The organism is Staphylococcus coagulans (genome assembly GCF_022557135.1).
Classification (GTDB): domain Bacteria; phylum Bacillota; class Bacilli; order Staphylococcales; family Staphylococcaceae; genus Staphylococcus; species Staphylococcus coagulans.
Genome location: NZ_CP092966.1, coordinates 231,896 through 251,480, shown reverse-complemented (window position 1 = coordinate 251,480; position 19,585 = coordinate 231,896). Strand labels below are relative to the sequence as shown.

The 19,585-nt window shown below is 38.1% G+C and carries 14 protein-coding genes; 6 read left to right on the top strand and 8 right to left on the bottom strand.

The window, feature by feature from the left end; genetic code table 11:
- Positions 1 to 250 precede the first annotated feature (250 nt).
- Positions 251 to 4,720 (top strand): endo-alpha-N-acetylgalactosaminidase family protein, encoded by a 4,470-nt coding sequence (locus KM149_RS01095; RefSeq protein WP_241415470.1) that lies wholly within the window; start codon positions 251 to 253, stop codon positions 4,718 to 4,720.
- A gap of 277 nt (positions 4,721 to 4,997) precedes the next feature.
- Here the strand turns inward: KM149_RS01095 and KM149_RS01090 are convergent, their stop codons facing one another.
- The gene (locus KM149_RS01090; protein WP_165545802.1) at positions 4,998 to 5,093 is read right to left on the bottom strand and encodes a type I toxin-antitoxin system Fst family toxin; all 96 of its coding nucleotides are present in this window, start codon (positions 5,091 to 5,093) and stop codon (positions 4,998 to 5,000) included.
- 410 nt (positions 5,094 to 5,503) lie between these two features.
- Here KM149_RS01090 and KM149_RS01085 point away from each other — a divergent pair, with 410 nt between their 5' ends.
- Together KM149_RS01085 and KM149_RS01080 are read left to right on the top strand one after the other, a co-directional pair.
- Positions 5,504 to 6,304 carry an arylamine N-acetyltransferase family protein gene (locus KM149_RS01085; protein ID WP_182280767.1) on the top strand — a complete coding sequence of 267 codons (801 nt, stop codon included), beginning with the start codon at positions 5,504 to 5,506 and terminating at the stop codon, positions 6,302 to 6,304.
- A gap of 20 nt (positions 6,305 to 6,324) precedes the next feature.
- On the top strand, positions 6,325 to 7,275 hold the full coding sequence (locus KM149_RS01080; protein WP_182280768.1) for an alpha/beta hydrolase: 951 nt from the start codon (positions 6,325 to 6,327) through the stop codon (positions 7,273 to 7,275).
- An 87-nt stretch (positions 7,276 to 7,362) separates the two neighbouring features.
- Here KM149_RS01080 and nadA read toward each other — a convergent pair whose 3' ends face one another.
- From nadA to KM149_RS01065, 3 genes are read right to left on the bottom strand one after another with little or no spacing between them, the layout of a single operon-like run.
- Positions 7,363 to 8,463 (bottom strand): quinolinate synthase NadA, encoded by a 1,101-nt coding sequence (nadA, locus tag KM149_RS01075; protein WP_241415469.1) that lies wholly within the window; start codon positions 8,461 to 8,463, stop codon positions 7,363 to 7,365.
- A complete protein-coding gene (gene nadC / locus KM149_RS01070; protein WP_182280769.1) occupies positions 8,464 to 9,297 on the bottom strand; it encodes a carboxylating nicotinate-nucleotide diphosphorylase in 834 nt (277 codons plus the stop codon). It abuts the gene before it with no gap.
- Positions 9,248 to 10,816, bottom strand: a complete 1,569-nt coding sequence (locus KM149_RS01065; RefSeq protein ID WP_241415468.1) for an L-aspartate oxidase — start codon at positions 10,814 to 10,816, stop codon at positions 9,248 to 9,250. Before KM149_RS01065 ends, nadC begins: the two co-directional genes overlap by 50 nt.
- 106 nt (positions 10,817 to 10,922) lie before the next feature.
- On the opposite strand from KM149_RS01065, the gene KM149_RS01060 reads away from it, so the two are divergent.
- On the top strand, positions 10,923 to 12,029 hold the full coding sequence (locus KM149_RS01060; protein ID WP_241415467.1) for a cysteine desulfurase family protein: 1,107 nt from the start codon (positions 10,923 to 10,925) through the stop codon (positions 12,027 to 12,029).
- Positions 12,016 to 12,543 (top strand): transcription repressor NadR, encoded by a 528-nt coding sequence (locus KM149_RS01055; RefSeq protein ID WP_060829253.1) that lies wholly within the window; start codon positions 12,016 to 12,018, stop codon positions 12,541 to 12,543. Before KM149_RS01060 ends, KM149_RS01055 begins: the two co-directional genes overlap by 14 nt.
- A gap of 234 nt (positions 12,544 to 12,777) precedes the next feature.
- Here KM149_RS01055 and KM149_RS01050 read toward each other — a convergent pair whose 3' ends face one another.
- Positions 12,778 to 14,196, bottom strand: coding sequence for an anion permease (locus KM149_RS01050; protein ID WP_241415466.1), 1,419 nt, complete (start codon positions 14,194 to 14,196; stop codon positions 12,778 to 12,780).
- A gap of 285 nt (positions 14,197 to 14,481) precedes the next feature.
- Here KM149_RS01050 and adhE point away from each other — a divergent pair, with 285 nt between their 5' ends.
- Positions 14,482 to 17,082 carry a bifunctional acetaldehyde-CoA/alcohol dehydrogenase gene (adhE, locus tag KM149_RS01045; protein WP_214971497.1) on the top strand — a complete coding sequence of 867 codons (2,601 nt, stop codon included), beginning with the start codon at positions 14,482 to 14,484 and terminating at the stop codon, positions 17,080 to 17,082.
- Positions 17,083 to 17,249: 167 nt separating this feature from the next.
- Here the strand turns inward: adhE and KM149_RS01040 are convergent, their stop codons facing one another.
- From KM149_RS01040 to KM149_RS01030, 3 genes are all read right to left on the bottom strand, one after another.
- On the bottom strand, positions 17,250 to 17,924 hold the full coding sequence (locus KM149_RS01040; RefSeq protein ID WP_182280774.1) for an HAD family hydrolase: 675 nt from the start codon (positions 17,922 to 17,924) through the stop codon (positions 17,250 to 17,252).
- A gap of 263 nt (positions 17,925 to 18,187) precedes the next feature.
- Entirely contained in the window at positions 18,188 to 19,078 is an 891-nt protein-coding gene (locus KM149_RS01035; RefSeq protein ID WP_016425896.1) for a VOC family protein, read from the bottom strand.
- 38 nt (positions 19,079 to 19,116) lie between these two features.
- A complete protein-coding gene (locus KM149_RS01030; protein WP_231909490.1) occupies positions 19,117 to 19,566 on the bottom strand; it encodes a (4Fe-4S)-binding protein in 450 nt (149 codons plus the stop codon).
- Positions 19,567 to 19,585 lie beyond the last annotated feature (19 nt).

Below are 19,585 nucleotides of genomic sequence, written 5' to 3'. Positions count from 1 at the left end.
TTAAGATGTTTTTCTGGTTATAACCACTTGTTATTTTCCAATTATAATTTTCACGATATAAAACCATTCAAACAAGCGTTATTGTGCAATTTTACATCTTTCATAATCTTTCATTTCCCTCAAAAACTGGTATTATTTCTCGACTTACAATAACATTAAAACGTTGTCACTACAGCGTTGGAAGGGTTTACAACAATCGAAATAAATTATATATTCAATTCGATTACTAAAGATTAGGAGTGTTTAAAAAATGACAAATAGACAAAAACAAAATTTTAGTATTCGTAAATATGCCATTGGAACCGCTTCAGTTTTATTAGGGTTTACTGTTTATATTTCTGCGTCATCAACAGCGTCTGCATCAGAATCAACAAATAATACACCATCGTCAGAAACGCAGTCCCCCCATCAAACCTCGACTCCTTCATCATCTGAAGACGACACCCTCGCTACTAAACAGTTAGATGATACCGTTAATGATGATGCTACTATTCATACGCAGACAATACCTGAAGTTGCTCAAACATCAAAGAATGATACACCACAAGCATCAACAGACTCTCCTTCTCAAACAGCAAGTCAAACTCATGATAAGCCAACAGATGCACAATCAGCTCCAACAACACATTCCAACGAAGCACAATCACAGACTCAAATTAACAACGTTACATCACAACCATCGACTTTTAAGCAAGTTGAAAATGCTCAAAGTGAAGATAAAACAGCACATCCGTTTGAAACCAAACAACTAGACAAGACATCACCTACGAAAAAAACGCAAAATCGGACTGTTCAAAACGTCAAACAATCTGATGTCATTCAAGCCCAACCTTTAGTCATACATGATGCCCCTAAGCCAACTACACCTCAGAACGTCAGTACTATTGATAAACTTACTGCAACAGCACCACGACAAACACAATCAGTGGCTCAGACTGAACAAAACAATACGTCATCAAAAATGATGCAAGCTGAACCAACTGTAGATTTGTTACAGTCCAATCAAATGACAGTGAAAATTGATAAAAATTTCCCTGCTGTAAAACAATACCAATTAAAGAATGGCAAAACGGTTGACGGTCAAGTAGTAGATAACCGACAAATCATCGTAAATGGTGAAATCGTAACGCCAACCGTCTCCTACAAAAAAGTCAACGCCCATACAGCTGAATATGAATTGAGCGCGTTAGACAAAGCACATGCGATAGATGTTCATTTCACATTCCAGTTGTCTGTAGTGGATCGTACAATTGACTTAAAAATGATAGACTATAGCAACCATAATCCGAATGAGATTGTGCGTTCGTTCGGTTTTGCAGATCAATCCCTCGTCTCAGTCAACAACCAACAACGAGATGCACACCTTCAAACAACAAAAATGTCGACAAACACAATGGTCAGTGGCGATAAATCATACGACATAGACGATCAATTTGATTCTGACTTTAACGACTTAATGATGTATGGCTTTGTTTCAAATGACCAATACAGTGCCGGATTGTGGAGTAATGCGCAAATTGGTGTTGGCGGTAGCCAAGATTTTTTACGTGTGGCAGCAACTAGTGTCAAAACAGATGACGGCGTGTCAGTTGGGTTAGGTGCCGCACCATGGATACTTCAGCCTTCACCAGCACATCAGGATGCAAAAACACAAGGGTTATTACCACACATTAAAATCGCCATTGCTGAAGATGAAAATCAAGATGGCAAAATCAATTGGCAAGATGGGGCTATTGCCTACCGCAATATTATGAACAATCCTTATAAGTACGAAGAAGTCCCTGAACTTGTAGGTTATCGCATCGCAATGAATTTTGGGTCACAAGCACAAAATCCATTTTTAAAAACATTAGATGGGGTTAAAAAGTTTTATTTGAATACAGATGGCTTGGGTCAATCTATTTTATTGAAAGGTTATAACAGTGAAGGTCACGATTCTGGTCATTTAGATTATGACAATATCGGACAACGTATCGGAGGCGCTAACGACTTTAACACGTTACTATCAAAAGGAGCAGATTATGGTGCACGTTTTGGTGTGCATATCAACGCTTCAGAAACGTATCCAGAATCTAAAGCATTCAATCCTGATCTATTAAAGAAAAATGAAGATGGCACTTATAGTTATGGATGGAATTGGCTCGATCAAGGTTTTAACATTAATGCTGATTACGATTTGACACATCAACGTCAAGCACGTTTTCAAGCCCTTAAAGAGATTGTCGGCGATCGCCTAGATTTTATCTATGTTGATGTATGGGGCAACCAACAATCTGGAGACAACTCTGCTTGGCCTTCTCATCAATTAGCTAAAGAAATTAATGACTTAGGCTGGCGTGTCGGTGTCGAATGGGGACATGGTATGGAATACGATTCAACCTTCCAACACTGGGCAACAGATATTGCATATGGGACTTATGAAAGTAAAGGTATCAACTCAGAGGTCGCACGTTTCATCCGTAACCACCAAAAAGATTCTTGGGTTGCAAATCATGCACCACACTCTGGTGCAGCAGATTTTCCACTGTTAGGTGGCTATAATATGAAAGACTTTGAAGGCTGGCAAGGACGTAATGATTACAATACTTATATTAAAAATATATTTGATGTTGATTTGCCTACTAAATTTTTACAGCATTATAAAGTGATGCGTATTGAAGATGGTCATCCTGTCAAAATGACAGCGAACGGCAAAACAATCAATTGGACACCTGAAATGACCGTAGATTTACAAAATGATGCAGGCGACAAAGTCACTGTTCAACGCAAGTCAAATGACTATGAAAACGATATTAACAACTATCGTTCACGCACAATTTCACTCAATGGCCACACTGTATTAGACGGAGAGCAGTATCTCATTCCTTGGAATTGGGATGCAAATGGGCAACCGCTCACAGGAAGTCAACAAAAGCTCTATCATTGGAATAAAAAAGGCGGCTCATCAACTTGGCAACTCCCTGATACATGGCACACGGACCAAGTCATTTTATATGAATTGACTGAAACAGGGCGAACAAACATGAAAACAATCCCTGTCGATAATAATAAAATTAAATTGGATCATATCAAAGCAGAAACACCTTATGTGATTTATCAAGTTCCACAATCTCATCAACAAGATGTCAATTGGAGTGAAGGCATGCACATTAAAGATGCTGGGTTTAATTCTCAAAAACTTGATGCATGGCAAATCAGTGGTGATGTCGAACAAGTAGGTATATATCAATCTGTAGCGCACAATGACCTACTTAAGATTGATAGCTTGAAACAAATGACGCAGTTGACACAGCAACTGACAGATTTAAAACCCGGTCAACGTTACGCGCTATACGTTGGTGTCGACAACCGAAGTAAAGCTCAAACACAAATTGCAGTTTCAAACCATGGTCAAGTTTTAGCGACAAACCAAACGCAACAATCGATTGCCAAAAACTATGTCAAAGCGGATGCACATAATACAAGTAAAGTGTCAGAAACTTATAAAGACGGCGGTAGCTACTTCCAAAATATGTATTTGTATTTTGTCGCACCTCAAGACGGGCAAGTTGATTTCACTATCAGTCGAGAAGCAGGAGAAGGCGCCACTTATTTAGATGATATTCGTGTCGTAGAAAATCCTTCAATACTCATGCATGACGGTATTTTCCAACAAGACTTCGAAACTGTACCTCAAGGATTATTCCCATTTGTTGTTTCTGAAATTGAAGGGGTAGAAGATAACCGCACACATTTATCCGAAAAAAATGCGCCTTATACACAAAGAGGATGGAATAATAAACGTGTTGATGATGTCATTCAAGGTCATTGGTCGCTCAAAGTGAATGGTCAAGCGGGCAAAGATAAAATGGTTATTCAGACGATTCCACAAAATTTCTATTTCACACCCGGCAAAACATACGAAGTCTCATTTGATTACGAATCTGGTTCTGACGGTAGTTACGCCTTTGCAGTTGGTCACGAAGATATTTCAAAAAATCGTAATTTCAAGATTACACCATTAAAAAATACAATCGATTATCCCCATGCACAACGTGTGACATTCCGAGTGACAGGAAATGAAAATGGACAAACATGGATTGGCATATATTCGACAGACGTTCAACCTGATACAAAAGGTGTCAAAGATAACGGGCAAGTCAATTTTGAAGGCACAAAAGATTTTATTCTCGATAATTTGATTATTCGACCAGTCGATGATGTAATCGATGATACCCCTTCATCAGACAGCCCTTCACGACCGAGTGGCGATGGTTCTACTGACAACACAAGTCTTCCTGAAAACCCGACTGATCAGCAAATAAAACAGGAACCTATTGGAGGCACAACTCAAACAAGCTCACCATCCCACAACGCAACACCAGATCAACATGAATCGACATCAGACAACGCACAATCATCAGCTTCAACAAATACTGAAAATTCATCAACACAACAGATACAAAACCGTGTCGCTTCAATTTCAATGGATCAGCCTTATATCAGTACATCAACAACCATCTCATCTGAAAAACATGGGCAAGTTGCAACACTTATGACGCAAGGTACAAATACAATGATTAAAGCATCAGCTAATCAAAAGCGTGTTGAACAACTTCCAGATACAGGTGCATCATCGAAAACATCACCGACACCATTACTCATGGCAATGATTGGCTTTTTCACTACTGTATTTGGACTCCGCCACACACGCCGTAAAAAGCCAACACAGCGTTCTTAAACATTTTTAGACACAGAATCAGGATATTGACGTCCAGTTCCATTCATAAATCGCACTTATCTTGCTAGTATGCTAATATTTACTGCCATAAGTGCTATCTCAAGGTAGGTTTGTCCCTGACCCTTTCAGAAATTCAATTTAGCCTAATTAGTCTGAATACATGTTTTGCATTTTTCTACTAAGCAGTTTATAAATGCAATTAATAAGGATATCTGCATTTGATGCACCAACCCCTCACTATGGCAGTAGTGAGGGGTTTTTAGTGTGGTTATGTTGACTATTTATCGCTACGCTTACGTAACCAATATGCAAATAGCGCAACGATACAACCACTGATGACTGTGGTCGTGATGTGAACAAAGATATCTGTCATTTTTAGCAGCCCTCTCTGCGTCTAAATTGACGCCTGAGAGATAGGCGATCTTAATATGATATCATCTGGAATGTCTGAGTTACAGATAGCTTCCGATAAGGCTAAATATGTTAATTATATAGCGTTTACAGACTCTGTTGCTTAACTTTAATATTTTGTTCATTATCCCGATTTGACTGCGCGTTCTTTTTTGTATCTAATCGTAAAATTGTCATTATCATTTATCCTAAAAACATCCCTTTGAGCAAGACACTTTCATTTTTATACGCAATATATTATCGTACTTAACAAACGGAATTAGTTCCGTTTTCAAATCTGCTTTGTTGGATATTTGATCATCCATATGATATTGACGTTTTTAGCGTCATCTGTTAAATATGTGGGTATCATTTTGAAGGGAGTTAATGAAGATGTATGATTTTACGAAGTTAGAAACATTTATCGGTTTGAATAAGCCCGCTCATTTTGAACCGACATTAGAGCATTTGAATCATTATATTCGTCAATATGTGTTACATGTCCCGTTTGAAAATATCAATGTTCAAAATCGTTTACCTCTTGCTGTGAATAATGCATCCATGATTCAAAAAATAACAGAACGGCATCAAGGGGGAATCTGTTATGAAAACAATCGACTCACATATGAATATTTGAGTCAACACGGCTATGATATGCATTTCATTGCAGCTACCGTTAATCAAGGTGAAGAAAAAGGATGGGCTGCTGAAAATGTTCATATGACGACCATTGCGACACTCAATGGCGCACGTTATTTAGTTGAAACCGGCTTTGGCGAATCCCCATTAATGGCGGTTCCACTTAGTGGCGAAATTGTAAAAGATACAACAAAACGACAGGTCTATAAAATCAAATATATTGATAATACAACATTTGACTTACTAAAAAAAATGAATGACCAATGGATAATTCAATATCGTGCGGTTGATCATTATCTAAAATTTAGAGACTTTGAAAATGCGATGGTTTATAACCAAACAAGTTTAGATTCACATTTTGTGACGGACCCTTTACTTGTTAAAAATTGGGAAACAGGTCATGTAACGATGACTGGAAGAAATTTAACAGTGACTGACCAAGGTAAAAAAGAAAAACGCCCCGTAACTCGAGAAAATTATCGTCAATTTTTAGCAGATTATTTTAACATTACTCAGACACCGATTTTATTTTTTGAACCTGAGGAAACAGAGTAGAGAGAAAGGAAGCCTTAAATATGGAATTGCCTTATATTGATAAATTGGATCGTGACTTACGTGACTTCGCCTCAACAATGTATGGCACCACACTTTCAACCGAAACTTTACAAGCTTATCGTCAACAAGTCCTTCGCCATGCCAAGACCTCAGTTGACGCTGACTTGGATGTAACGATTGATAAGCAAACTTTATCGACTGAAGTAGGAGAGGTCGATGTGTTGCTGTTCAACCCCCATCAAAGTCAACAACGACGGCCTGTTTATCTCTATATGCATGGCGGTGGCACAATCTCTGGTGATGCGCATTTGGATAATCAAGACAATGCACGTCTTGCACATGACCTCAATTGTCTCGTTGTGTCTATTGACTATCACCTTGCCCCTGAGACCGTATTTCCCGGGCAATTAAATGAATGTTATGGTGTGTTGAAATGGGTCGTTCAACATGCGGATGCGCTATATATCGATGTGTCGCGCATTGCCATTGGCGGTAGTAGCGCAGGTGGCTTACTCTCTGCTAGCTTGGCACAACTCGCACAAGACCGTCATGAAATCAATATCGTATTCCAAAATCTGCATATTCCAATGTTGGACATTGCGACAACCTATCAACGTCCCACTAATCCTTATGTAGGTCATTACGGTTGGACATATGAAATGAATGCATTTGCGTGGCAACAATATCTCGGCGAAGCATTCGAGAAAACAACGCTTCCACCTTACGCAGTCCCTGCGCAACGACAAGATGTGTCACAATTACCTGCGACGCTGATTACGGTAGGTAGCTTAGATTTATTTGTCGATGAAGCAATTCAGTATGCACAACGTTTAATACAAGCAGGTGTATCGACTGAACTGCATATATACCCTGGCTTATTTCATCTTGGTGAACTTATTCCTGAAGCACGTGTGGCACGCCAAATCTATCATGATCGTGTCAATGCGTTGAAACGGGCATTTTATGACTAAAACGTGCTAAGCGTCTGAATCTGGATTGTAAGTATACTTTTCAAGTGACATGCCAATGATTCAGACGCTTATTTTTTATCTCTTATATTATGTGATACTGAGCATACGATCTAAACTTTGTTTCGCATACTTCGCAGTTTCTTGGTCTACCTTAATAATTTGATCTCGGTCTCCAACCATAATCTTATCTAAACACCACGCAAGATGAGGTAAATCAATGCGATTCATTGTCAAACACGCACACATCAGTGGGTTTAACGATTCAATATGCAGATCCGTATACGTCTTTTTCAATCGCTCTACGAGATTCATCTCTGTCCCAATGAGCCAATACGACCCCTTTGGTGCATTTTTAATCTTATCGATAATATAACGTGTTGAACCTGCATAATCTGCTGCTTGAACCACATCAAACGGACATTCTGGATGCACGAGCACGTTTACTTCTGGATTTTTTTCACGCCCTATTTCAATATGCGCTTTATGAAATTTCTCATGAACAGAACAATGTCCTTTCCACAATACAATACGTAACTGATCATCACGTCCGTCGTAATCTAATTGTTTTTTAATCGGATCCCAGACTGCCATATGTTCTAAAGGTACACCTAATTCATAGGCAGTATTACGACCTAAATGTTGATCAGGCAAAAACAAAATCGTTTTACCTTGTTGCAACGCCCATTTAACAACTGATTTTGCATTACCACTTGTGACGCAAGAGCCTCCATGTTCACCCACAAATTTCTTAATGGCTGCTGTCGAATTAACATAAGTGAGTGGCAAAATATCTAGATGATATTGTTGTGTAAGAACATCATAGCTATGAAGCGCTTGTTGAATATTCGCCATATCCGCCATGGAACATCCTGCAGATAAATCGGGCAAATAAATATCTTGATGGTCGTCTGTGAGTATATCTGCCGTTTCTGCCATAAAATGCACACCGTTAAATACAAAATATTCCGCTTGCGTGTTTGCTTTACAAATACGTGCTAACTCTAATGAATCACCCATAATATCAGCAAATTGAACCACTTCATCTTTTTGATAATGATGTGTCGGCATAAACAAACGGTCTCCCAATGTGTCTTTAATCGATTGAATATGATTTTCCAACTCTGCTTGTGTCATTTTCAAATAGTGTTCAGGAATAGATTTTGTCGCTGTTAACATCGGATTAAACAATTACATCACAACCTTTGCAGAAATATCAAGCGCTTTTGAAGCATAAAATAAAGCACCCATAGAAATAAAATCAACACCCGCTTCGGCATACGCGACAATATTCTCTTCATTGATATTGCCCGAAGCCTCCGTTTGAATAAAATCTGGAACGAGATGAATATGCTGCTGTATCCACTCTGGTTGTTGATTATCAAACATAATGACATCTACACCTGCTGCTATCGCTGTTTTCAACATCGTTTCATTTTCGATTTCAACTTCTAGCTTATCCATTGGGCCTAAAAAGCCTTTAGCTTTTTCAATCGCTTCTTTCATTGAATCACTAAAATCAATATGATTGTCTTTTAACATCAAACCATCATTCAATGAACGTCGATGATTCAATCCGCCTCCAACAGTTACTGCATACTTTTCAAAGATTGCTAGTCCAGGCGTTGTTTTACGTGTATCGACAATACGTGCATCGGTATGGGCAATTTGTTGTGAGATGCGTTGTGTCATCGTCGCAATCCCAGACATGCGCTGTATCAAATTTAATACGATACGTTCCATCGTTAAAAGCGTCGGAATCGTGCCTGTAATTTCTGCGATAATCTCTCCAACCTGCACGGATGCACCATCTTTAATCTTTTGATCCACTTCAGTCGTTGGATCAAGTAATGCAAAAGCTTCTGCAATGATGACTTCTCCACAAAATATGCCCGCTTCTTTCGCTTTAATCATGAGTGTGCCTTCTGAATAGCGATCAAAAATGCGCGTCGCCAAATCTCCCTGTTGGTTATCTTCAATGTAATATTGATTGATTTTTTCTCTGACGGACAACCGATTCAACATGTTCTTGACCTCCCCTATTCGTTTCTATCACTTTGTCTTGCCATTCTGTTTCACGTGCTGGATAATCTTTTCGATAATGTACACCTCTTGACTCTTCTCGTCTTAATGCGGAATGGCATATCGTCTGTAACAACTTAAGAATACTGTAATTTTGCCATGTTTCATGAGTGACTGTGCTTGTTTGGGGTGCATCATCTAATAACGTTTCAATCATTTGCAAATAGTGTGCCATCGCTTTTTGTTCACGCTCGACACCTAAAACTTCAAAGCTATATTGTTGTACTTTTTGCACATGCTGCCGCTGAATGATTGGAATATGACACACCTGTTCTTGTGGTTCCCAATTTACATGCACTAAATGCTGATTAATCACTTCCGCGCAGTTCGCTCCCATGACTAAGCCTTCTAACAATGAATTACTCGCTAAACGATTCGCACCATGGAAATTAGTACAAGCGGCTTCCCCAATCACAAACACATTCTCGATTTGCGTTTGGCCATGAATATTTGCTTGAATCCCTCCAACCGTATAATGCGCACCGGGCGTAATAGGAATTCTTTTTTCTGCTAATGCTTGAGGCATGTCTCGTTGAATTGCTTTAAAAATGGTAGGGAAACGTTGTTCAAAATGTGCCACTTCACTGATGTCGATGTAACATTGGTGACCTTGCTGTTGTTGTTGAAAAATAGCACGACTCGTCACATCTCGAGGTGCCAAACTTTTCATAGGGTGGATATCATCCATGAATGCAACATTCTCATCATTGATTAACACGCCTCCCGCGCCACGTACAGCTTCTGAGACGAGACCATAAGCTTGATCAGGTGTCCCTAGCAATGTTGGGTGAAATTGAATCATCTCCATACTTTCTAGTGTCAATTGATGACGTAAAGCAATCACAGCACCGGTCGCCACACTCTCAGACACATTCGAATGTGTTGTAAAAACATTACTCACACCTCCAGATGCAAATACCACAGCATCTGCTTCAATCGTGCGCTGGATTTGATTTTCATCGATAGCTAAAACGCCACACACTTCATTATGACTATTTTTGACAAGGTCGATGACTTCCATCGCTTCGTGTATTGTGAAACGTGGATGACTCAAATGATGCACCATATGTTGCGCGATGTAATAACCTGTCTGGTCCCCACCAGCATGTAAAATTCTAGGTTTCTGATGTGCGCCTTCCATACCATAAAGCAAGTGTTGCATTTCGTCTCTATCAAACGGCAAACCTTCATCTATCAACTGTTCGATAAGCGGATAACTTTGTTGGATGACCGTTTTAAGCATGTGAAGATCTCCCATTTGCGCCCCTGCTTCAAATGTATCACGTGCATGCTGTTCACCTTGATCTTCTTCATATTTTGAAAAACAAATGCCTCCTTGTGCAAAGTAACTATTATTTTGACTCAGACGGTCTTTAGTGACACAAATCACTTCAATGTCTGACTTCAAAGCGCGTATGAATGATAAAGCTGCAATACCACTACCGACAATAATAACACGCAATTTATTTACACCTCTGTTTACACTAATATATACATATATGTTAACATTTATATACGCACTGATTTTGTCACAAAAAAACGATAAATGCAAGTGGAGGAAAAAAATAATGATTTATTTAGACAATGCGTCGACAACTAAACCTGATTCTGAAGTGCTATCGCTCTATCAAGAAGCACAAGCCTCAATGTACTTTAATAGCGAAAGTCTACACATTGGCGGAGAAATGATAAAAGAAACACTCCATTCATGTCGGACTTATATTCAACGCTACTTTAATACGACGAAAGAGATACTTTTTACGACAAGCGGTTCACACGCCAACTTAATCGCGATACAAAATTATTTAACGTCACACAAACAAGGGACCGTCGTGGTCTCCCCTTATGAGCACCCTTCTATATGGGCTGCACTTGCGCAATACGAACCTCAAATTACGGTCGTTCAAATGCCATTAAACGACCAAGCTGAAATTAATATCGCTGCGCTCGAACAGTTGCTCAATCAAGACACTTTATTAGTCATCGCACAGCACGTGAATTCTGAGACAGGCTACATCTTACCTATTGAAGCGATAGCGACACTGGCACATCAGTACCATATTCCTTTTCATGTGGACGGTGTTCAAGCCGTACATAAGATTGAACGCACATCACTCGATCAAATCTGTACTTCCTATTCGTTTTCTGGGCATAAATTCCATGGGACAAAAGGGAGCGGTGTAGTCGCCATGTCTCATGCTTATGTCCGTCCTTTAAATCAACACTATTTTCATGAACAGGGAACACGTAATGGTACACTAGACTTGCCTAGTATTCTTGCGCTGACGAAAGCTTTGACCTTAACGTCGCATTTCGACCATTTACAACGTCTCCACCACTATGCAAAACAGCGCGCTGAAATGATTGGTTTCACAGTCTTAACGTTCACACAGCAAGCACCCCATATTTTAGGTTTAATGACACCTCACTTTGAAGGTCAATGGTTAATGCAGTCACTGTCTAGTCGGAATATATGCATTTCCACTGGAACAGCCTGTGGTCATGGGGTATTATTGAGTCAAGGCCTGATTCATAAAATCCAACATGACCAACTACAACCTGATCAATATATTAGAATTTCATTTTCAAAAGAAACGACAATCGATGAAATTGATCAGTGCTTTAGTCAAATTGATCATATTTTTAAAGGGGTGCCCACCAATGAGTCCAGCTGAAAAAAGACGCAAAAAAATAGTCGAGCTTCTTAAACAATCGGATAGACCCATTAAAGGCGGGGATCTGAGTGAAATGTTTGACGTTTCTCGACAAATTATTGTTAAAGATATTTCTCACTTAAAAACACAAGATTATCCTATTCACTCTACTAGCAAAGGTTATTTCTTCAATGATAAACCTCAAGGTAGGCCGTTTAAACGTGTCATCATGTGTGAGCATGACCACACGCAAATCGAAAAAGAATTAACATCCATTGTTGAAAATGGTGCCATGATTGATAATGTCTCTGTCGAACACCCTATTTACGGTACGATTCAAGCTGAATTGATGATTGAATCCATTGAAAACATTCAATCCTTTGTTGAGGATATGGCAAAATATCAAGGCACAATGTTAGCAGAATTAACAGACTTGATTCATTTGCATACCATTTCAGCAGATTCCGAAAAAATACTTGATAATGCCGTTCGAGACTTACAACAACAAGGTTTTATCGTTGACGTTCAATCATAATAAAAGATGACGCATTGATGATATACGCTCAAAATAAAACCATCATGAGTTGTCACAACTTCAAACACGCGTTGTAGCTCACTTATCTATAAAAAATATGCTCCTTTCAAAGTTTCCATGCTTTCAATGTCCACTTTGAAAAGAGCATATTTTCATTTTCAAGCTCATTAAGCTCGAGGCATCAGCTGAAGACACATCTTCAAGTGCTGTATGATGGGTATCGTAAGCCTCAACTTACATAATGCCAATCAGTTTCATCCAAAGCGAGCCAATACCTAACCAAATGATAAAATAAACAATACTTAATATAAAGTTCATCGTCCACCAACGCTGTTGACTGACATAGCCTGATGCAAAAAGAATAGGTGCAGGCCCACTACTATAATGCGTTGTGGATGCAAGTAAGTTACCAAAAAAGCCAAGCATCAAAGCACTGAACAATGGTGGCGCACCCGCTGCTATTGCGACACCCAATAACGCTGCGTACATCGCACTGACGTGTGCGGTCGCACTTGCAAATAGATAATGTGAATAAAAATAGAAAATGACTAAAATTACCAATACAATCGGCCAACTGAGTCCACCTAAGCTGTGCGCGATCGCATGACTCAACCAAGGAATGAAGCCTAATTCATTCAATTGACCAGCCATAAGTACCAGTACTGAGAACCATATTAAAGTATTCCATGCCCCGGTTTCATTAAGAATATCTTTCCAATTCAACACACCTGTTAAAAGTAATAAAGATAATGCAATAAAAGCAGTGAGTGTTGTATCAATATGCACAAAACTTCCAATAATCCACTGAACAAGCGCAATTAAGAAAATTCCGATCATAAACTTTTCTTGTAATGCGATATTCCCCATTTTTTCTAATTCTTTTTCCGCCCAACTTTTGGCGTTTGGTGTTTCTTTAATCGTTGGGGGATAGATTTTATAAATTATAAACGGCACAACAATTAAAGAAATCAAACCCGGTACTAAAGCGGCTAAAAACCAATTCATCCATGTAATTTGTACTTTAGCTGTACTCTCTGCAAGATTCTGTGCTAATGGGTTACCGGCCATAGCTGTTAAAAACATTGCTGCTGTAATCAAATTACCTTGGAACTCTGTAAAAATAAGAAAAGCCCCCATTTTGCGCTCCGTATGATCTTTCGGCGACGAACCAAATGATTTCGATAAGGATTTAATGATGGGATACATAATTCCACCTGCACGTGCAGTATTACTCGGCGTCGCTGGTGCCAAAATCAAATCCACACCGACTAATGAATAGGCTAAGCCGAGTGTTTTCTTACCAAATATTTTAACAAAATGTAATGCGATTCGTTGTCCTAGCCCTGTTTTCACAAAACCCCTTGAAATAAAAAACGCAATCGCAATCAACCAAATGCTATTGTTGCCAAACCCTTGCACAGCCGTTTTCATATCAACAATGCCACAAGCGACCATCAGTGTAAAACCGATAATTGAAACAGCGCCAATCGGCATCGGCTGTGTAATACAAGCAATAATCGTTGCTACGAAAATCGCCAACATATACCACGCTTGAGGATCCACTGCATCAGGCTTGAAAGGCATCAACACCCAAATCAATAAACCTACCACAATTGGAATAATAAATTTATGATACTTTACATTATTTTCCATAACCATCTTCCTTTTATTTTTTTAAATGATTATTATATACCAATAGTAACATAGCCCGTTCTCATAAATAAATCGACACTCTTAAAATATTCACAGTTTTTTAACAAATATAAAATTAAGAATAAAAGTGCTTATATTCTAACGTTTTTCTATACATATTATAATAATAATTCACTGATTTTCTATTAAAAATTTATTTTCTTTATATGAAAAACCTTTACCTTTTTATAAGAGTATACTATAATGATTGTGAAATTATTCACAATATAGTGGGAGGTATTCAATATGACTATAGTAGTAAAAGAACAGAAACAAGAAACAGATGTTTTTGAAATGATTCATCTGCTGGCTCAAAACGGCCAAGCTGCCCTTGAAGGACTCTCAAAAAAATCACAGGCTGAAATTGATCACATCGTTCATGAAATGAGCATGGCTGCGGTGGATCAACATATGGCACTTGCTCGCCATGCTTGTGAAGAAACAGGACGTGGTGTATACGAAGACAAAGCCATTAAAAACCTCTATGCATCTGAGTATATTTGGAACTCCATTAAAGATGATCAAACTGTCGGTATCATTGATCAAGATGACCAAAGAGGTTTGACATATGTCGCTGAACCTGTCGGCATCATTTGTGGGGTAACACCAACAACTAACCCAACATCAACGACTATCTTTAAAGCAATCATAGCGATTAAAACAGGTAACCCGATCATCTTCGCTTTCCACCCAAGTGCACAACAATCTTCAAAAGCAGCAGCCAAAGTTGTTTTAGAAGCAGCCATCCGTGCCGGCGCACCTGAACATTGTATTCAATGGATTGAACATCCATCAGTTGAAGCAACAAAACAATTAATGAACCATGAAAGCATCGCATTAGTATTGGCTACAGGTGGTTCTGGAATGGTTAAATCTGCTTACTCAACAGGTAAACCTGCTTTAGGTGTTGGACCAGGTAACGTCCCTGCTTATGTTGAAAAATCCGCTAAAATTAAACGTGTTGTCAACGATATCATCGGTTCTAAAACTTTTGATAATGGAATGATTTGTGCATCAGAACAAGCCGCAATAGTAGATAAAGACATCTATCAAGAAGTTAAAAAAGAATTCGAAGCACATCAATGTTATTTTGTGAAAAATAATGAGCTCAAAAAATTAGAAGCAGCTGTGATGAAGGAAGACCGCTCTGCAGTGCGCCCTGACATCGTAGGACGTCCAGCTGTAAAAATTGCTGAAATGGCTGGAATTAAAGTACCGGAAGGCACAAAAATGTTAATCGCTGAACTAAAAGGTGTCGGTGAAGACTATCCTTTATCAAAAGAAAAACTCTCACCTGTACTTGCTATGGTCAAAGCCACTTCAACAGAGCACGCCTTTGATTTATGTGAAGCAATGCTACATTTAGGTGGCTTAGGTCATACAGCTGTCATTCATACTGAAGATGAACAACTCCAAGAAAAATTTGGTCTTAGAATGAAAGCTTGTCGTATTCTTGTAAATACACCATCATCTGCTGGAGGTATTGGTGATATGTATAATGAATTAATTCCTTCCTTAACTTTAGGTTGTGGTTCATATGGTAAAAACTCAGTTTCCCATAACGTTTCTGCAACAGACTTAATTAATATTAAAACGATTTCAAAACGCCGCAACAATATGCAATGGGTAAAATTGCCACCAAAAGTTTATTTTGAACAAAATTCACTTCTTTATTTAGCTGAAATGGATAAAGTAGAGCGCGTTGTGATCATTTGTGACCCAGGTATGGTGGAATTCGGCTATACATCTTTAGTGGAAGGCGTCCTCAGACGTAGAAAAATTGAACCTCAAATTAAAGTATTCAGTGAAGTTGAACCGAACCCTTCTACAGATACTGTATATAGCGGTCTCGATATGATTACAACTTTTAAACCAGATACAATCATTGCGCTTGGTGGGGGTTCTGCAATGGATGCTGCGAAAGCAATGTGGATGTTCTTTGAGCACCCAGAAACATCTTTCTTTGGCGCTAAACAAAAATTCTTAGACATACGTAAACGTACGTATAAAATTGGAAAACCTGAAAACACAAAATTCATTTGTATTCCTACAACTTCAGGCACAGGTTCAGAAGTGACACCATTTGCTGTTATCACAGATAGTGAAACACATGTGAAATACCCTCTCGCTGACTATGCGCTTACACCAGACATTGCAATTGTTGACCCACAATTTGTAATGAGTGTGCCAAAAAGTGTAACAGCAGATACAGGGATGGACGTTTTAACACATGCCATTGAATCTTATGTATCTGTTATGGCATCTGATTATACAAGAGGTTTAAGCTTACAAGCGATTAAACTTACTTTTGAATATTTAAAATCATCTGTCGAAAAAGGTGATAAAATTTCAAGAGAAAAAATGCATAACGCTTCAACAATGGCAGGTATGGCATTTGCCAATGCATTTTTAGGTATCTCTCACTCAATTGCACATAAAATCGGTGGAGAATATCACATTCCACACGGACGTACGAATGCAATCTTATTGCCACATGTTATTCGCTATAATGCTAGAGATCCGCAAAAACATACCCTTTTCCCTAAATACGAATTTTTCAGAGCGGATACAGACTATGCAGACATCGCTAAATTCTTAGGACTCAAAGGGGATACAACAGAAGAACTTGTGGAAGCACTGGCTACGGCTGTCTATGAGTTAGGTCATTCAGTCGGAATAAAAATGAACTTAAAATCACAAGGTGTGACAGAAGAAGTACTCAATGCAACGATTGATCGTATGGCTGAATTATCTTACGAAGACCAATGTACAACTGCCAATCCAAAAGAACCTTTAATCAGTGAACTGAAAGGTATCATTCAAGCCGCTTATGATTGTGAAGCATAACGATTTTTCAGCATCACCTATTCAAATTTAAAATTCGGGGCGCCTGGGACATCGCTACACCTTTATCCGTAAACGACTCTTAACCCTCATAAAACCAATGAGGGACGCAGCCCAATTCAACTATACCCAAACTGCATTGTCCCGGGCGCCCCATTATTGTCGATGTATCAATTATCTTGCGCATATATATGTTTTTTTATAAATGATAAAATGCTACTCATATCTTTTAAAATATAATCAGCTCTATTTTGATTTACAGGCATTCTTTCTTCTTTATAAGCAATCGTTTTTATAAATGCATTTTTAGATGCTTCTATTCCATAATGGGAATCCTCAATAACAATGACTTCTGAGCTTTCTAATTTTAAATAATCTAAAGCAGTGATATATATTTCAGGATTTGGTTTTGATTCTGAGAAATCTTCACCACTAACAACTAAATCGAAATAATCTAATATTTCGCACTCATTCAAAACATTTCTAATGCGTTTTTTGGTTGAAGAAGAAACAACTGCCAACTTTATATTATGTGATTTAGCCCATTCTAATAAATTAATCATTTCTTTCCTGAACAAATTTTTATATGATATTTCATTGTGATGCTTTTCTTCCAATTCTGTGTACTCTTTTTTAATTGACTCTATAGGTTCAGTGTAATCTAAGTATTCTGCCATTTTAGAGAAAAGTCTATTATACGATAAACCAACTAATTCCGAAAAATAACTATAATCCTTGCTCTTTAGCTCTGGTTTTTTGGATTTTAAATAATTAATTTGCAGGTCATAATCTATAATTTCAGTATCTACTATGACACCATCCATATCAAAAATAATAGCTTGCAATAAAATCACCTCTCATTATTTTAAATCACTTATATCATATGATATATAGTTTGGTTCAGTCTTAAATATATTATTTCTAAATCAATTCAGGACTATCTTTTCAATATCTTCAATATTCATTTTAAGTTTAACAAAATAGATTTTTATTTCAAAGTTTCTTTAGAATTCAAACGGATGAATATCGATTACAAATTAAATAAAAAATCCGAGACTTTTCCCATTAGGTTAAAAAGCCTCGGATTTTAAATACTACAATCTAATCGTTAATCTAATTCTGGTAATTTTGAAACTAATGCTTCACGGTTTGCTTCAAATTGTGGTGGTAACATTAATTTTTGACCTAATTGATCTTTAGGTTCATCACGGTCGAAACCTGGTCCAACAGTCGCAAATTCAAAAATGATATGACCACGTTCTTTAGTGTAAACTGCTTTAAAATAATTTCTATCTTTTACTTCAGTCACGTGGTAACCTTCGCCCACTAAATAGTTTTGCCAATCTTTTTGTACATTTTCATCATCCACAGACCACGCGATGTGATGTACTGTGCCTACACCCCATCGACCTTCTCTCATTGGTGTTTTTGGAATAATGATATGATGTTTGAGTTCGCCTACTGTTTCAAAGTGGAACGCATCTTCAGTATGTTCAAGCTCTACTAAGCCTAAATCGTCTACTAATTCTTTTAATGTTTCAATAGGACGAAGTGATAACAATACGGAACCATGAAAACCTAAAATACTATTCGTCTCACTTTCTTCATCGCTTTCCACTAATGCTAAATCAAGACCATGTATATCTTCAAATTCAATTGTTGGTCTTTGGAATAAAGATGTTTCTGTCACTTCTACATGATGGTCTTTAAGACGTTGAATCCAATAGTCTTTAGAATTTTTAGGGATTCTAAATGCAATACGACCTACTTGGCCACTTCCGACACGACCTTCTCTGGCATTCGCCCATGGGAAGAACGTAATCACTGTACCTGGGTCTACATTATCATTTGAAAAATATAAATGATATGTGCCTGGATCGTCAAAGTTCACTGTTTTTTTTATCAAACGTAAATTTAAAACTTCTTGATAAAATTGTTTATTTTCTTTTGGATGTCCTACAATTGCTGAGATATGATGGATGTTTTTAATTGCTTCCATGTTGTCTTCCTCCTCTTTCTGTTCACAGTATTTTGTCATTACTTTTCATTGTCATCTTGAATTGATTTGTAGTAACGAGACTTATCCGATTGTCCTTGAAAGCTCTTCGTATAAAAAGGCGGATCATCTGTTTTAGTCTCATCTGTTGTTAAAATGGCTCTATTTAAATGCATGACTTCCCCGTCTTTAACAAGAGAAAAATCTCCATATAAGAAAATCTCTCCATTATCACCATAAGTGACTCTCGTTTCGTCGTGTGATTCTAACTCATTTGAAGCCAGCTCATAAGTTAACGCACCGCTTGGACAACGCTCAACCACTTCAGCGATATGTTCTGCAGTATCGTTATCCGGATTAATCCACGGTCTTTGATTGACATCGAACACATGACTTAATCCACGTACACACTCCGTCGCATGTACACATCGTTTAGGCTCAAAATAGACATTGATATCTGATCCAGTATACTTTTTCGCCAATGCAAACACTCCATTCTTGAGTTTTAAA

What these genes read in the sequence shown, in the direction of transcription:
- KM149_RS01095 (WP_241415470.1), top strand. Translation starts at nt 251, where the DNA reads ATGACAAATAGACAAAAACAAAATTTTAGTATTCGTAAATATGCCATT.
- KM149_RS01090 (WP_165545802.1), bottom strand. Translation starts at nt 5,093, where the DNA reads ATGACAGATATCTTTGTTCACATCACGACCACAGTCATCAGTGGTTGT.
- KM149_RS01085 (WP_182280767.1), top strand. Translation starts at nt 5,504, where the DNA reads ATGTATGATTTTACGAAGTTAGAAACATTTATCGGTTTGAATAAGCCC.
- KM149_RS01080 (WP_182280768.1), top strand. Translation starts at nt 6,325, where the DNA reads ATGGAATTGCCTTATATTGATAAATTGGATCGTGACTTACGTGACTTC.
- nadC (WP_182280769.1), bottom strand. Translation starts at nt 9,297, where the DNA reads ATGTTGAATCGGTTGTCCGTCAGAGAAAAAATCAATCAATATTACATT.
- KM149_RS01060 (WP_241415467.1), top strand. Translation starts at nt 10,923, where the DNA reads ATGATTTATTTAGACAATGCGTCGACAACTAAACCTGATTCTGAAGTG.
- KM149_RS01055 (WP_060829253.1), top strand. Translation starts at nt 12,016, where the DNA reads ATGAGTCCAGCTGAAAAAAGACGCAAAAAAATAGTCGAGCTTCTTAAA.
- KM149_RS01050 (WP_241415466.1), bottom strand. Translation starts at nt 14,196, where the DNA reads ATGGAAAATAATGTAAAGTATCATAAATTTATTATTCCAATTGTGGTA.
- adhE (WP_214971497.1), top strand. Translation starts at nt 14,482, where the DNA reads ATGACTATAGTAGTAAAAGAACAGAAACAAGAAACAGATGTTTTTGAA.
- KM149_RS01035 (WP_016425896.1), bottom strand. Translation starts at nt 19,078, where the DNA reads ATGGAAGCAATTAAAAACATCCATCATATCTCAGCAATTGTAGGACAT.